General features: G+C 70.9%; 13 protein-coding genes. 5 read left to right on the forward strand and 8 right to left on the reverse strand.

Annotation, left to right across the window (positions count from 1 at the left end; translation table 11 throughout):
* Positions 1-3,362, reverse strand: a 3,362-nt coding sequence (gene recC, locus NG1_RS25185) for an exodeoxyribonuclease V subunit gamma (protein ID WP_062974769.1), incomplete at its 3' end; no start/stop codon positions are given.
* Between the two features lie 259 nt (positions 3,363-3,621).
* On the opposite strand from recC, the gene NG1_RS25190 reads away from it, so the two are divergent.
* Both NG1_RS25190 and NG1_RS25195 read left to right on the forward strand, forming a co-directional pair.
* Complete coding sequence (locus NG1_RS25190) at positions 3,622-3,819, forward strand: hypothetical protein (RefSeq protein ID WP_245660045.1); 198 nt, start codon at positions 3,622-3,624, stop codon at positions 3,817-3,819.
* Positions 3,820-3,984: 165 nt separating this feature from the next.
* Positions 3,985-4,830, forward strand: a complete 846-nt coding sequence (locus tag NG1_RS25195; protein WP_084499178.1) for a serine hydrolase — start codon at positions 3,985-3,987, stop codon at positions 4,828-4,830.
* An 18-nt stretch (positions 4,831-4,848) separates the two neighbouring features.
* Here the strand turns inward: NG1_RS25195 and NG1_RS25200 are convergent, their stop codons facing one another.
* The gene (locus NG1_RS25200; RefSeq protein WP_062974773.1) at positions 4,849-6,345 is read right to left on the reverse strand and encodes a cytochrome P450; all 1,497 of its coding nucleotides are present in this window, start codon (positions 6,343-6,345) and stop codon (positions 4,849-4,851) included.
* 219 nt (positions 6,346-6,564) lie between these two features.
* Between NG1_RS25200 and NG1_RS25205 the strand changes: the two genes are divergently transcribed.
* Entirely contained in the window at positions 6,565-7,998 is a 1,434-nt protein-coding gene (locus NG1_RS25205) for an NAD(P)/FAD-dependent oxidoreductase (RefSeq protein WP_062974775.1), read from the forward strand.
* A gap of 87 nt (positions 7,999-8,085) precedes the next feature.
* Positions 8,086-8,964, forward strand: a complete 879-nt coding sequence (locus NG1_RS25210; RefSeq protein ID WP_245660046.1) for a hypothetical protein — start codon at positions 8,086-8,088, stop codon at positions 8,962-8,964.
* 137 nt (positions 8,965-9,101) lie between these two features.
* On the opposite strand, the gene NG1_RS25215 is transcribed toward NG1_RS25210, so the two are convergent.
* From NG1_RS25215 to NG1_RS36950, 5 genes are all read right to left on the reverse strand, one after another.
* Positions 9,102-9,752, reverse strand: coding sequence for an urease accessory protein UreD (locus tag NG1_RS25215; RefSeq protein ID WP_062974779.1), 651 nt, complete (start codon positions 9,750-9,752; stop codon positions 9,102-9,104).
* Between the two features lie 9 nt (positions 9,753-9,761).
* Positions 9,762-10,475 (reverse strand): urease accessory protein UreG, encoded by a 714-nt coding sequence (gene ureG / locus NG1_RS25220; protein WP_062974781.1) that lies wholly within the window; start codon positions 10,473-10,475, stop codon positions 9,762-9,764.
* A gap of 25 nt (positions 10,476-10,500) precedes the next feature.
* Positions 10,501-11,121: an urease accessory protein UreF gene (locus tag NG1_RS25225; RefSeq protein WP_062974783.1), complete on the reverse strand. Its 621-nt coding sequence runs from the start codon at positions 11,119-11,121 to the stop codon at positions 10,501-10,503.
* A 96-nt stretch (positions 11,122-11,217) separates the two neighbouring features.
* On the reverse strand, positions 11,218-12,087 hold the full coding sequence (locus NG1_RS25230) for an SDR family NAD(P)-dependent oxidoreductase (RefSeq protein WP_373686157.1): 870 nt from the start codon (positions 12,085-12,087) through the stop codon (positions 11,218-11,220).
* 49 nt (positions 12,088-12,136) lie between these two features.
* Positions 12,137-12,277 (reverse strand): hypothetical protein, encoded by a 141-nt coding sequence (locus NG1_RS36950; RefSeq protein ID WP_157114222.1) that lies wholly within the window; start codon positions 12,275-12,277, stop codon positions 12,137-12,139.
* A 133-nt stretch (positions 12,278-12,410) separates the two neighbouring features.
* Here NG1_RS36950 and NG1_RS25235 point away from each other — a divergent pair, with 133 nt between their 5' ends.
* Positions 12,411-13,139, forward strand: a complete 729-nt coding sequence (locus NG1_RS25235) for a hypothetical protein (protein WP_062974785.1) — start codon at positions 12,411-12,413, stop codon at positions 13,137-13,139.
* A gap of 15 nt (positions 13,140-13,154) precedes the next feature.
* Here the strand turns inward: NG1_RS25235 and NG1_RS25240 are convergent, their stop codons facing one another.
* Positions 13,155-14,627 (reverse strand): MFS transporter, encoded by a 1,473-nt coding sequence (locus NG1_RS25240; protein WP_062974787.1) that lies wholly within the window; start codon positions 14,625-14,627, stop codon positions 13,155-13,157.
* Positions 14,628-14,648 lie beyond the last annotated feature (21 nt).

The following is a 14,648-nucleotide window of genomic DNA, read 5'->3' on the forward strand; positions in this document are numbered from 1 at the left end:
TGGTTTTCCGCGGCCAGCAGCGGTGCCCACATCCGCCGGGCCAGCGCACCGAAGCGGGTGCTCTCCCCCGGCTCGCCCGCCGCGGCGGGCGCGGCCATGAGGTCCTCCAGCCGGGGCGCCGAACCCCACACGTAGCGCAGGTGACGGTCGGTGTGATCGCCGAACGGTCCCGGGCCGTTGGGTCCGCCGTTGAATTCGCGCTCCGCGGCGGCGATCGCGTCGTCGGTGCTCGCGCCACGCAGACGGCGCTCGGCGTAGACCGCGGACGCGGCGGGCGCGACCGGCAGCGGTTCGGTCAGGCCCGCGTCGCGCAGCGCGACGAGCTGACGCAAGATCTCCCCGGCCGCAGGCACGTCGGGCGCGGTGAGCTCGCAGCGCCAGGCAGGACGGCCGAACTGGCCGCGGCCGGTGCTCACGGCCCGCCAGGACCGATCCTCCGTGACGGTCAGCGCGAGCAGCGAAACCCACGCCGCGATCCGGTGTTTGGGAGCCAAGCGGGAGAAGGTGGTGCGGACCAGGGTGTCGCCGCGCACTTCGGGCACGGTGCCGGTGAGCCGTCGTCCGTTGCCCAGGTCGACCGCGATGTCCACCGCGCGCGCCTGGCCCGCGTAGTCCGCCTGCGCGGCGCGCACCAGCCGGTCCACGGTGTGCTCGACCTCGTCGAGCACGGCGGCGCCGAATCCGAAGGGCGGCAGGGTGCCGCGCCGCCACTCCGCCGCCCGCAACCCGGCGGGGTCCGCGCCGGTCAGGCGGGCCGCGAGCAGGCGTTCGCCCAGCTCCCACTTGGCCAGGCCGTCGAGTTCGATGGGCAGCCGGTCGGCGATGTCCTCGTCGTGCTCGGGCACCCGCAGGCCGAGACGCTGCCAGAGGAAGGCACGCACCGGGTGCTCGGCGAACGAGATCAGGTCGGCCAGCGCGACATCCGCCGCGTCCGCGGCGGGCAGCGGCGCGGGCAGGAATGCGGGCCGCGGTTGTGCGGGTCCGTCGGCCGCGCACGCGCCGGCCAAGGCCGCGGTGTCGAAGCTGAACGGCTGATCGGCCCGGAAATTCCGGCGATCGAAGGACTGCAGCGGATGCCGCGTCACCACCCTCGGCATCGCCGCGGCGCCGGCATGAGCGCGCAACGCGTCCAGCAACTCGGCGACCGGAATGGCGGGCGGGCGGTGCGCCCCGCTGACCGGATCGGCGCCGGTGTGGAACACCAGCAGTGCGTCCCTGGCCGCGAGGATCGCGTCCAGCAGCATCTGCCGGTCCTCGCTGCGCGGATCCCGTTCGCCGAGCAGCGGTTCGCGGGCCAGCACGTCGTCACCGTCCGCCGCGCTGGCGCGGGGGAACATCTCGTCGTCGAGGCCGAGCAGCACCACCACCCGGTGCGGCACCGATCGCATCGGCACCATCGTGCAGACGGTCAGCTCACCGGTGCGGAAATTGGCCCTGGTGGGACGCGCGGCCAGCCGCGAACGCAGCAGCACACCGACATCGGCCAGCCGCAACGACACCTCGCCCGCGTGGTCGGTGGCGGCGGCGAGTTCCTGCCTGGCCTCGGTGCGCACCCATGCCTGCGCGTCCGGCACGTCGGTCAGCAGATCCAGTGCGCGCCCCAGCACCACCGCCCATTCGTGCGCGGGCCGGGGGCCGCGCAGGTCACGCAGGCACACCGCGAGCCGGTCGATGAACTCCGCGAAGCGCCCGGCCAGGTCGACGTCGTTGCTGTCCACGTCGTCCAAGGGCAGTGCGAGATCCAGCCAATCGTCCGAGGTCTCGCCCGCGGTGACGCCGAGCAGGATCCGGTCCACCGCGCTGTTGAGCGTGTTCTGCGCGAAATCGGCGAGACCGAACGCTTGGCGCTGCCGCTGCCCGATGCCCCACCGCGCCCCGGATTCGGCCGCCCACTCGCGCAGTCGTTCGATGTCGTCGTCGTCGAATCCGCAACGGCGCCGGACGGTCTCGGCGGCCGCGAGGTCGAGCACCTGGGTCACCGTCACCCGGCCGTCGGCCAGCTCGAGCAGCGCTGCGATCACCGCGAGCAGCGGATTGGTCACACCACGTCCCCGGTCGGCCAGGCGCACCCGCAGCCGGTGTGCCGGATGTTCGGAGTCGGCCTGCGCCTCCGGCGTCCCCGAGGTGCGCTGCCCGAACGCCGCGCGCACCAGCGGCGCGTACGCCTCCACCTCCGGGCACATGATCAGCACGTCCCGCGGCTCCAGTGTCTCGTCGGCCGCGAACAGCCCGAGCAGGCATTCCCGCAGCACCTCGACCTGCCGTGCGGGGCCGTGACACGCGTGCACCTGCACGGTGCCGTCGGCGGCGGCTTTCCCCGGCACCGGCGGCCACCGGTCGTCCCGGATGCTCCGTTGCAGCGCACGCAGCAGTGTCGCGGGCGAATCGTTCTCCGCGACACCGTCTTCGGATCGGGCGGAGATGCTCGGGTGATAGGTGTCGGAGCCGGTGGCGGCGGGTACGGCCAGCCGCTGCTGCAACTCCCGCACGTCGCGGGCCAGTCCGGCCAGCAGCGGGTGGGCGACCGCCGTGACGCTGCGGTCCTCCGCCCGGGTGCGGGCGGTCGGCAGCTCGCTCAGCGCCGACCAGAGGACCGGGCTGGGATGCACGAGCCACAGGTGGACGTCGCGGCCCGCAGCCAGCGCAGACAGGACGGCGAGCTGGTCGCTGGGCAACCGGGTCACGCCGAACAACGACAGCCGCGGCGGCAGCGCGACCAGATCCGGCCGGGCACGCAACCGCGCGCAGGCGGTTTCGAGCCGCTCGGCCGGACTCGGCGCCCCGATCGCGGCACGCAGCCCGCGCCACAGCATCGGCTGCCAGAGCAGGTCGTCGGGCATCGGGGCGCCCGTCCCGTCGGTGTCCGAGCCCGCCGCCCACTCGGTGATCAACGCGGGCCGCTGGGCGCCGTAGCTGTCGAACAGCGCGGCGATCCGGGCCGCGGTCGCATAGCGCCGACCGGCCCGGTGCTCACCGCCCGCGGTGCCGCGTGCGCCGAGGTGCCTGGCCAGAACCGCGCACCACGGCTCGGACAGCGACGCATCGATCACCCGCAGCAGTGACCACACCGCCCGCTCCTGCGCCCACGGGTCCTCCGTGGGCTCGACCTCGCTCGCCGCGGCCAGCACTTCGGCGACCAGCGCCGAGGGCGAGGGAAACGCGACGTTGGCGCACACGCCGTCGCCCGAGCCGCCCGCGCCGAGCACCCCCGAGAGCGTCTGCGTCAGCCAGCGCTCCACGCCTTTCGCGGGTACCGCGACCACCTCGGCCGCGAAGGGATCCGCCTGCGGCGAGGCCAGCACCTCCGCGAGCACCCGGGCGAGCACGTCGGCGCGCTCGGCACGGTGGATGTGCAGCGGCATCTGCGGCCTCTCGATCGATGGTGTCCGGCTGCGCTGGCCTCGGACTTCGTGCACGTTTATACGCCCAGCGACCGACGCGCAACTGCACCGCCCCATCGGGACGCCAGTGAAATAGACCACACGAGAACGGATTACTCCGCCGTGTCACAGCGGGACCGCCGCGGCGATGTGCGACAGTGCTGCACCGGGGAGGTAAGAGTTTGCACCGGGGCGGAACGAGAGAGCTGCACCGAAAGGCTGGTTCGCGTTCATGGATGCGATGGTGATTCCCCTGGTCCCGAGAGGCGGATTCACGGTCCGCCGGATCGGAGACCGCTGGGAGCTCGTCAACTCCCGCCACTACGGGCGCACCGTCGTCCTACATTCCTGGCCCCGGGATCGGCACACCGAGGCGTTCGAACACTGCTACCGGCTCAACGGACGCACCGTCGAAGAACTGCGCGCCGCCTTCCGCTGACGCGCCCTGGCCAGCGGTGATGAGCGAATCACGCTGCGGCGCAAGCACCCGGACCGGGCGATAGCACACCCTGGACCCCAGCTCAAGACGTGCGTCCGGACCCGCGATGTGCGATCGTGGTCCCTCGTGCGTTACCCGTCCCCCGCCACCCGAACCGTTCCCCGCGTGGCCGCCTCCGCCTGTCTCCTCGCCGCCGCGGCGATCATCGCCCCGAGCCTGCCCGCCGCGCTCCCGATCGCGGGCGCGACGCCGCTCGCGCACACGCAGGGCTGCCTGCCCGGCTTCGACTGCGATCTGAGCAGCCGCATCGCCAAAGCCGACGCCTACCTCAACAGCCGGCCCGGTGTCACCGGCTATGTCCTGCGCGACCGTGTCTCCGGCGGCGTCTACGCCAACGCCAACGCCGAGAACGCGGTCTGGACCGCGTCCACCATCAAGCTCGCGATCGCCGCCGACCTGCTCAACCGGGCACGCGTGGGCGCCATCAACCTGACCCCCGAGGACCGCGGGCTGATGGAAGGAATGCTCGCCACCTCCAACGACGGCGCCGCCGACCTGCTCTGGACCAAGTACGCGGGGATCGACCGGATGTCGTTCAACAACGCCTTCCGCGCCAACGGGATGAGCTCGCTGGTGCCGCAGCCCACCAACACCGCGCTGTTCCCGGACTGGTCGTTCCAGAAGTGCACCGCCGCCGACCTCGACCGGCTGATGGACCACATCCTCAACCACATGCACCCCGACGACCGCAACTACCTGGTCGACCGGATGCGCGCGGTGGACTCCAACCAGCACTGGGGCGTATGGGGCGCGGGCGCGAGCATGCGTCCCGGCCTCAAGAACGGCTGGTCGGCCGAACAAGGCGGCTGGGTGGTCAACTCGGTCGGCTTCGCGGGACCGGGCGAGCGCTACACGCTGGCCATCATGAGCTCGCTGGGTGACGCGGGCGGCTACACCGAGGGCGCCGAGACCGACACCAAGCTCGCGGAGATCCTGCTCGCAGGCCGCTGACCCGGCCGGGCCGGTCGCTCAGGCGGCCGCGCGCCTGCGCAACGTCATCGGCGCACCGTCCCTGGGGAAGGGAATCGTGGTGAATCCCCAGGGCATGCGGTATTCGCCGGGGATTTGCCACTCGTATTCGCGCACCAGGGCGGCGGTCACCGTCTTCACCTCGAAGGTGCCGAAGTGCATCCCGATGCACTTGTGCGCGCCCGCTCCGAACGGCATCCAGGCCAGGCGGTGCGACTTGTCCTCGCGCCGCTGTTCGCCGAACCGCTCCGGATCGAAGCGCTCGGGCCGGGTCCACAGTTCGGGCAGCAGGTGATTCACCTGGTAGGCGAGGTCGACGGGGGCGCCCGCCGGGATGTAGTGCCCCGCGATCTCGGTGTCGCGCACGGCGCGGCGCGACAATCCGGGAACCGGCGGCATCAGCCGCAGGCTCTCCCGGACCACCAGATCCAGGTCGCGCAGCGCCTCCAGGTCCGCGATGGCGGGCGCCGCGTCGCCGAGGCGCGCGTCCATGTCCAGCACTTCGGCGCGCACCCGCTGCTGCCAGTCGGGGTGCTTGCCCAGGTAGTAGGCCACGGCGGTGGCGGTCGTCGTGGTGGTGTCGTGCGCCGCCATGATCAAGAAGATCATGTGGTTGACCACGTCCGCGTCACCGAAGACGCCGCCGTCTTCGCTGCGGGCGTGGCACAGGCCCGAGAAGAAGTCCGCCGATTCCGCGCGGCGCTTCTGCGGCAGCATCGCGGTGAAGTAGTCCTCGAGCACTCTCCTGCCACGCAATCCGGCCCGCCAGTGGCCGCCGGGTACCGAGTGCCGGATGATGGAAAGTCCCGCGTGGGTGCAGTCGACGAACGCGTCGATCAACTGCCTGCGCTGCGGCCCGACGTCGGCGGCCATGAAGCTCTCGCCGGCGATGTCGAGGGTCAACTCCTTGATCGTCGGATACAGCCGCACCGTGCGTTCGGCGTCGCGCTCGCGCGGCACCCAGCGTGCGATGCTCGCCCGCACCACCGGGGTCAGCGCGGCCAGGTGCGCCTCGAGCCGGTCCCTGGTGAACGCCTGCTGCATGATCCGGCGGTGGAATTTGTGCTCGTCGAATTCCAGCAGCAGCAGGCCCCGGCGGAAGAACGGGCCGATGAAGTAGTCCCAGCCCTGGCCGAAGTCGCGGCGGCGGTGGCCGAGCACTTCGTCCAGCGCGTCGGGTCCCGCGACCAGCACCCGGTCCACGCCGAGCGAGCTGTTCAGCGACACGGGGCCGTACCGGCGGTAGCGCTCCATCATCTCGGCCGGACCCCAGCGCATGTAGTGCAATGCCCGGCCCAGGTAGGGAAGTCCGGCATCGCCGCGCACCGGCCGGGCATCGCTGCCCCGCGGCGGGGTGGCCAGCACCTGGCGTCGTTCCGGCAGCAGTCCGAGCGCCCGGTCGATCAGATGGCCGTGCGGGACCTCGATCAGCGCGATGTTCTCCGAATCGGCCTGCACGCTGCGCTTTCGGCCGACCGCACGGTCACCGGCGACCATGGCAATCCTCCCTGGACGACAGTTACCATCGTAGGCTCTCGACCTCGTCCGCTCGGCCGATTCGCCGCGCGTCGATCCTCCCCGCCCCGGCCCGGCGGCGGGGAGCAACACGCCAGGAACGGGGATCTCGCCGTGACGCTGCCCGGCGCGGCGGCTACGGTTTAGCTGTCAGGAATCGCCGCCGGGGACGAGCCCCAAGGTCCATCGAGGAGCAGGACGATGAGCACTCAGACTGTCGAGAACGGCCGGCACCGGGTGGTGGTGATCGGCTCGGGCTTCGGCGGCCTGTTCGGCACCAAGCACCTCAAGCGCGCCGACGTCGACATCACGCTGATCTCGAAGACCTCGACCCACCTGTTCCAGCCCCTGCTCTACCAGGTCGCCACCGGCATCCTTTCGGTCGGCGAGATCGCGCCCGCCACCCGGCTGGTGCTGCGCAAGCAGAAGAACGCGCAGGTGCTCCTCGGCGAGGTCACCGATATCGACCTGACCCACAACACGGTGACCTCGCGCCTGCTCGACCGGGACACGGTCACCCCGTTCGACAGCTTGATCGTCGCGACCGGCGCCCAGCAGTCCTACTTCGGCAACGACCGGTTCGCCACCTACGCGCCGGGCATGAAGACCATCGACGACGCGCTGGAGCTACGCGGCCGGATCCTCGGCGCGTTCGAACAGGCCGAGCTCGCGACCACCCAGGAGGAGCGCGACCGGCTGCTGACCTTCGTCATCGTCGGCGCCGGACCGACCGGCGTCGAGCTGGCCGGGCAGATCGCCGAGCTGTCCGACCGCACTCTGGAGGGCACCTTCCACAACATCGATCCACGCGACGCGCGGGTCGTGCTCATCGAGGGCGCCGGCGCGGTGCTCGGGCCGATGGGGCCGAAGCTCGGCGGCAAGGCCGAACGACGACTGGAGAAGATGGGCGTCGAGATCCAGCTCAACGCCATGGTGATCGATGTCGACGCGTTCGGCGTCACGGTGAAGGACTCCGACGGCACGATCCGCCGCATCGAGTCGGCGTGCAAGGTCTGGTCGGCGGGTGTGCAGGCCAGCCCGCTGGGCAAGATGATCACCGACCAGTCCGACGGCACGGAGGTCGACCGGGCGGGCCGCGTCGTGGTCGAGCCGGACCTGACCGTCAAAGGCCACCCGAATGTCTTCGTGGTCGGCGATCTGATGTCGGTGCCGAATGTCCCCGGCCAGGCGCAGGGCGCCATCCAGGGCGCGACCTACGCCGCCAAGCAGATCAAAGCGGGGCTGAAGGGCCAGACGCCGCAGGAGCGCAAGCCGTTCAAGTACTTCAACAAGGGCAGCATGGCCACCATCTCGCGGTTCAGCGCCGTCTGCCAGGTGGGCAAGCTCGAGTTCGGCGGGTTCATCGCGTGGCTGGCCTGGCTGGCGCTGCACCTGTACTACCTGGTCGGCTACCGCAGCAGGATCATCACCGTCATCCAGTGGTTCGTCACCTTCCTCGGCCGCAGTCGCGGTCAGATGGCGGCCACCGAACAGTGGGTCTTCGCCCGGCTGGCCTTGGAGGCGATCAGCAACGGCGACGACGAGGACGCCGAACAATTGGCCGCCGCCCTCGGCACCTCCACCAACAGCCGGGTCGCCGTGGACAAGGCGCACACCGACGCCAAGGCCGGCTGACCGGTGTAGTAGCGCGCTCGACCAATCCAGGTCGCCGACAGATCCGAATGTGAGGCGTCGACGTCTCCTTCGGATGAAAGGTGATCTATGGGCACAGGCAAGCACCGGGCACCCGCACCGCATCGGCCGAAGCTCGGCTCCATCGTCGCCGCTGGGACGGTTCCTCTCGTTCTCGCGCTGGTGGGAACCGGTACGGCGAACGCAGAGCCCGATCACCCCGCTCCGGTGACCAGAACGGATTCCATCGAGCAGGCCCAGTGGCCCGCGGCCGAGGCGCCGAACGTGCGGCCGTACGAGGGTCTGCGAATTCCGGACGACGTCCTGAGTTCGTTGCAGTGGGCACGTCCGTTGCCGGATCACCAGTACCTGGCTCCGGTGGAAGGGCTGCACGCTCCCGTTCCGGTCGCCCCCGTGCCGCCGATCGCACCGCCTTCGGGCAAATTGCGCTTCGGTGACGTGCAGGTCGACGCACCGGAGTGGCTCTACCGGGAGCAGGCGATCCAGATCAACGACAGCTCCGCGATGGCCGAGGCCAATATGGCGACGTTCCTCGATTCGATCGGGATGGAGCGCACGAGGTCCGACCGCGTCGCCGGGCAGACCATGGGCGCCGCCGCGATCGGCGCGGCGGCGGGCTTCGTGTTCGCCAGCCCGTTCGCGTTGTTCGGGGCGGCCATGGGCGGGGGTCTCGGCCTGGCCATCGGTCTGCCGTTCGCGCCGATCGGCCTCGCCGCGGGCCCGGTCGGCGCCGCTTATGGTGCGGCCCTGATGGCCGCCCCGCTGTCCGCCATCGGCGCGGGCATCGGCGCGGGTTTGGGGGCGGTACACGCACTCAGCGCGCCTCCTCGAGCGCTCAGCGCGCCGACGCCGGGGGCGGAGGCCACCGAGCCGGCTCCGGAGGTCACAGAGTCGGCTCCCGAGGCCGCCGAGCCGGCTTCGGAGACCGCGGATACGGCCAACGGCTGATCGGATGACAATTCCGAGGAGCGAACCGAAAGGGTGGGAACCCGACGACGCTGTCGGGTTCCCACCCTTTCTTTCTCCATGTCTCGGGTGGACTACACCTGTCCGAGACGAAATCGACAGACTGCACGGTCTGTTCATCAGATGTTCAGTAGCGCCCCGGTACGGGTGAACAAACTGCCACCCGCCGCCAGCGGCAGCCGGGTCTGCGTCAAACCGGTCGTCGCCGCCGCGCGTTCGTCCGGATAGACGAGCTCGCTCTCCAGAGCCCGAGGCGCGGACAGCGCGTCGTCGGCCGGTGTGCCCGCGCCCAGCGCCAACCGGTGGCGCAGTAGCGGCACGTCGTCCACGTCGGCGATCAGGTCTCCCTGCCACTCGCCGCCGTCCTCGCCCGCCCGGCCGACCTGGACACGTTCGCGCACGCGCAGCCGGGCGCCGGAGGCCAACCGAATCGTGGTGACCGTGTGGTGCCGCGCGCCACCGGCGACGATCATCGGCTCGGGATCGAAATCCAGCGCTCCCCCGCTACCGACCTCCAGGCGCCAGCGTCCGGACGACAGGGGCGTCGCCGCGCCCGGTAGCGCGAGAGTGGCCGCGACGGAGCGCACCACCAGTTCGGCGCCGGGCGCGACCACGATCCCGATGTCGAGTTCGTCCCCGCCCAGCGGTGTGGCGGCGGTGCCGATCAGATGGACCGTTCGCGGGCCCGTGCGGCGGGCCGACAACCCGCCGCTCGCATGGATCTCGGGAAGGGCCGCCGGGTGGGCGACTATTCGTAATTCGGTGCGCACCAGCGGCGCTCAGTGCGCGGCGGCGGATTCGTCCGCGCGGTCCCGCTCGGCGACCGCGCGAAGCTGCTCGCGCACCCAGGCCAGCACCGGTGTCGCCGCGGGATCCTCGGTGAGCGAGACGAGTACCGTCGGCCGGTCCGCGCGCACCCGCGCCGCGTCGCGCTCCATCACGCCGAGATCCGCGCCGACCAGCGGCGCCAGATCGGTCTTGTTGACCACCAGCAGGTCCGAGAAGGTCACGCCGGGGCCGCCCTTGCGCGGGACCTTGTCGCCGCCCGCCACGTCCACCACGAAGATCTGCACGTCGATCAGGCCGGAGGAGAAGGTCGCGGTCAGGTTGTCGCCGCCGGATTCGACCAGGATCAGATCCAGCGGCGGGTTGGCGGCGACCAGGTCCTCGATCGCGTCGAGATTGGCGGTGATGTCGTCGCGAATGGCGGTGTGCGGGCAACCGCCGGTCTGCACGGCGGTGATCCGCTCGTCCGGCAGGACCGCGTGCCTGCGCAGGAAATCGGCGTCCTCGGTGGTGTAGATGTCGTTGGTCAGCACCGCCAGCGACAGTTCGTCGCGCAACTGCCTGCACAGCGCGGCCACCAGCGCGGTCTTGCCCGAACCGACCGGGCCGCCGATGCCGATGCGCAGCGCCTCTCCGGGCGTGCGGGTCCGTTTCGGCCGATCGTGACCGTGGTCGTGCGGCTCACCGTCGAGCAGATGCGGGGGCATGGCGCAGTCTCCTTCTTCCTGGGCTTCAGCTCGCGAACAGGGGCATGTCGCGTTGCCGATGGCGCTCGGCGAGCACGTCCTGCAACGGATCGGACATCGCGGCGAGACCGGTCACGGCCTCGGCGGCGACGCGGTCGCACAGGCCGGCCAGCCGGATCGTGCACGCGGCGATCGCGGCGGGATCCAACGCCAGCAGACGCTGAGCGGCGGTGGCGGCGCCGGTCAGGGTCGTGTAGACGACCACGCCCGCGATTTCCCGGGGCGGCACCGAGGCAGCCGCGCCTGCCATGCCGAAGACCGTGGACAGATGCGGCGTGGTGCCCAGCGGCGACCAATCGTGCCGGGGCCAGAGCTGTTTCGCCAGGCGCAACAGGCCACGGCCCTGCGCACGCGATGCGGCCCGCGCAGCGGGGGCCGGTGTGCGCGCGTCGGCTTCCGCCTCGGCGCGCGACGGATCCAGTTCGCCCGCGCACACCGCCGCGGCAAGCGAAGCGGCCACCAGTCCCGCCGTCCGGATCCGGCGGCGCAGATACAGCTCCACCGTCGCGGCGTCGCGGACCGAGCCGGACGCGACGGCTTCTTCCACGCCGCCGGAGTGCACGTGACCGCCGATCGGCAGCCGAGAGTCGGCGAGCGCGAGCACCATCGTCAGGCCGGACGCAGCCGGACCGGTCGCAGTGGATGCACACACCGGTCGATCCTATGTCCCGGCGGGCCGAGCGGACGTCCCGGTAGTCGCGGGTCAGCGGCGGAAGGCGCGTTGCATGAGGCGCTGGGCGCGGCCGCGGGTCAGGTCGGTCCACGCCTGCACCGGGGCCGACCACCACGGGGCGATCTCCCGCGGCTTGGCGGTCACCGCGTGGCAGACCAGGTCGGCGGCCTCGTCCACGGTCAGCCCGGGGACGCGGCTGAAGTCGGTGGGCGCGCTCATCCTGGTGTGCACGAGCGGCAGGTAGATCGAGGTGGTGGTGACACCGTCGCGGGCCACCTCGGCCGCGACACTGCGCAACCAGACGTCGAAGGCGGATTTCGACGCGCCGTAGGCCGCCCAGCGCGGCGCGGGCGGCATGCGCACGCCCCAGGTGGACACATTGACGATATGGCCCGCTCCGCCGGAGCGCATGGCGGGCAGCAGCGTGAGCAGCAGGCGCACCGGACCGAGGTAGTTCACATCGATGGTGCGGGTGAAATCGTGGAAACGGTCATAGGACTCCGCGATCGGGCGGCGGATCGACTTGCCCGCGTTGTTGATCACCACGTCGAGGCGGCCGTGCTCGTCGAGGAGCCTGCGGCCGAGCCGTTCGACGGCCTCCATGTCCGTCAGATCTGTGGGGTAGGTGTGCGCGACACCGCCCGCGGCGGTGATCTCCGCGGCCAGCCGGTCGAGTTCGTCACCGGAGCGGGCCACGAGCAGGACTATCGCGCCCGCCGCGGCAAGCTTGCGCGCACTGGCCTTGCCTATGCCGTGCGAGGAACCGGTGACCAGCACGATCTTGCCGCCCACCGCGGCGCGCAACGCCTGCTCGCGCGGACGCGATGTGGGGTACAACAGCCGCGTCGCCACCCGTTCGGCGATCGGTCTGCCGTTTCTGGAGGCTCGGGCGTGGTTCACGAACTCGACTGTAGGCGTCGATCAGGACACCCACCCGGGGTTCGTGTGATCAGTGCGCGCGCGAGATGTCCCGCACGAGTTGTGGCATGTCCTGGCGGGTGAGGTAGGCGGCGATGCTCAACTCCCCCTCGCTGCGCCGGACCAGGAAGTCGCTGTAGAGGTCGAGGGCGGGTGCGTGATCGAGGGTCATCGTCCAGTGCGCCGATACACGACTCGAGCATTTCTACTCACGCGTGCGGCAGCGGCGATGTGCTCGAATGTAGGTTCTAGGGAGACTCTTTCGCCGGGCTACGTCCCGGCGCACCAGCCGAGGGGGGAACACCGTGTCGACGCCGGACACGCAGGTCTCGATCGCCCAATGGATCGCGCGCGGGCTCGCGATCGTGGTACTGGTCCCGATCCGCCTGCTATGGGAGGGCATTCTCCTGCTCGGCCGCGTCACCGGAGCGGCGCTCGTGTTCGTCGCGCGGCATCTGCTGGTTCCGGTAGCCGAACTGATCTGGCACTGGATGCTGCGGCCCGCGTGGATCTTCGCGAAGGACTTCCTGTGGGGCTGGGTGCTCCAGCATCTGCTGTGGGGCATGGTGCTCACGCCGTTGGCCTCCCTCCTGCTGGAGTACCTGCTGCGACCGCTGCGGCGAGCGGTGGAGATCTTTCTGTGGCGCAGGGTGATTCGCCCAGCTGGAGCTTGGCTGCTGCGGTGGGTGGTGTCCCCGATCGTCTACGCCGTCGCCTCGGTATGCCGCTACACCGTCGAATGGCTGATCGTCTGGCCCCTGTCTCGGTTATGGCGTTGGGTGCTCCGCCCGCTGTGGAATGTGGTGCGCGCGACCGCGCGGTACGGGTGGCGGGTGGCCGCTCGCATCGTGGGCGTGCTCGTGGTGATGCCGTGCCGGGCGGTGTACCGCTTCGTGCTGCGCCCGGTGTTCGCCGCCTTCGCTGTTGTCTGGCACGCGCTGGTGGTGCGTCCGGTCCGATGGGTGCACAGCACGATCGTCCGGCCGATGAACCGCTGGGCGGCCGAGGTCGTGGCGACGGTATTCGGCCGCTGATTCCGGCCGCGCGGCTCAGCGCGGGCGGGGCGAGGCGAACCGCGCGATCAGCGCCATCGCGGTGAGCGCCGTCGCACCGACGGCCAGCGCGACGTGCATGCCGTCGACGAAGGAGCCGCGCGCCGCCTCCACCAGCGCCGCGTCACCCGCGGCCTGCTGGATGGTCTCGCCGAGCGTCCCCGCGTAGTCGCCCCCGGACCGGAAGATCAGCGCCGCGAGCGACCCGAGCAGTGCCAAGCCCAGCGCGTTGCCCAGTTCGAAACTGGTCTCCGAGATGCCGACCGCCGACCCGGCCCGCTCCGGCGGCACCGAGGACACCGACACCTCGGACACCAAGGTGAATGCCAGACCGTAGCCGACTCCGGCGATCGTGGACCCCGCCAGATACCACGCCAGCCCGTCGTGCGCGCCGACACCGAGCAGCATCAGGTTGCCCGCCGCGGAGGCCAGCAAGGCGAACACGAAGGTGGCACGAGCGCCGAAGCGATGTCCGACCCGGGCGCCGCCCACCGAGCAGACGAAAACGGCGATCGCCATCGGAATGCCGAGCACCGCCGCGGCCAGCGGCGTGCGCCCGGTCACCGACTGCAGGTAGACGCTGGTCAGATAGCTCAGCCCGGCCAGCGACATCATCCCGGTCAGACTGGCGCCGATGGCCACCGAGAACTGGGGCCGGGCGAACAATCGCAGGTCGAGCAGAGGTTCGTCGAGCCGGCGCTGCCTGCGCACGAACACCGTCAGGATCACCACGCCGACCAGCGCGACGACGATCGCCTGCGCGTCGATGCCTTCGGTCGCGGCGTGTTTGATGCCGTACACCACCGGCAGGATGCCGCCGATCGACAGGGCGACGCTCGGTAGGTCCAGCGGGCCCCGAACGCCCGCCCGGTGTTCGGGCAGGACGAACGGACCGAGGGCGAGCAGCACCAGCAGCACCGGGATGTTGATGAGGAACACCGAACCCCACCAGAAGTGGTGCAGCAGTACGCCACCGATGATCGGTCCGACGGCAGAGCCTCCGGCGAAGAACGCCGTCCAGACGCCGATCGCGGCGGCTCGCTCCCGCGCATCCGGGAACAGGCTCGAGATCAGCGCGAGGCTGGACGGCAGCAGTGTCGCGCCGCCGATACCCATCAGCGCTCGCGCGGCGATCAGCACGCCCGCGCTGGGCGCGAACGCGGCGATCACCGACGCGATGCCGAAGACCGCGGCGCCCACCAGCAAGATGTTGCGCCGCCCGATCCGGTCACCGAGATTGCCCATGGTGATGAGCAGTCCCGCGATCAGGAAGCCGTAGATGTCCAGGATCCACAGCTGCTGGTCCGCCGACGGGTCCAGGTCGAGCGTCAGGGTCGGCATCGCGAGGAACAGCACCGAGATGTCCATCGACACCAGCAGGACCGGAAGCAGCAGGACCGCGAGGCCCAGCCAGGCGCGGCGCGAGCCGGTCGTGAACGGCGCGGTCCGCACCGGCTGCACGTCTGTCATCGCCGAACATCCTCTCGATGG

This window comes from Nocardia gamkensis NBRC 108242 (assembly GCF_001612985.1).
Lineage (GTDB): Bacteria > Actinomycetota > Actinomycetes > Mycobacteriales > Mycobacteriaceae > Nocardia > Nocardia gamkensis.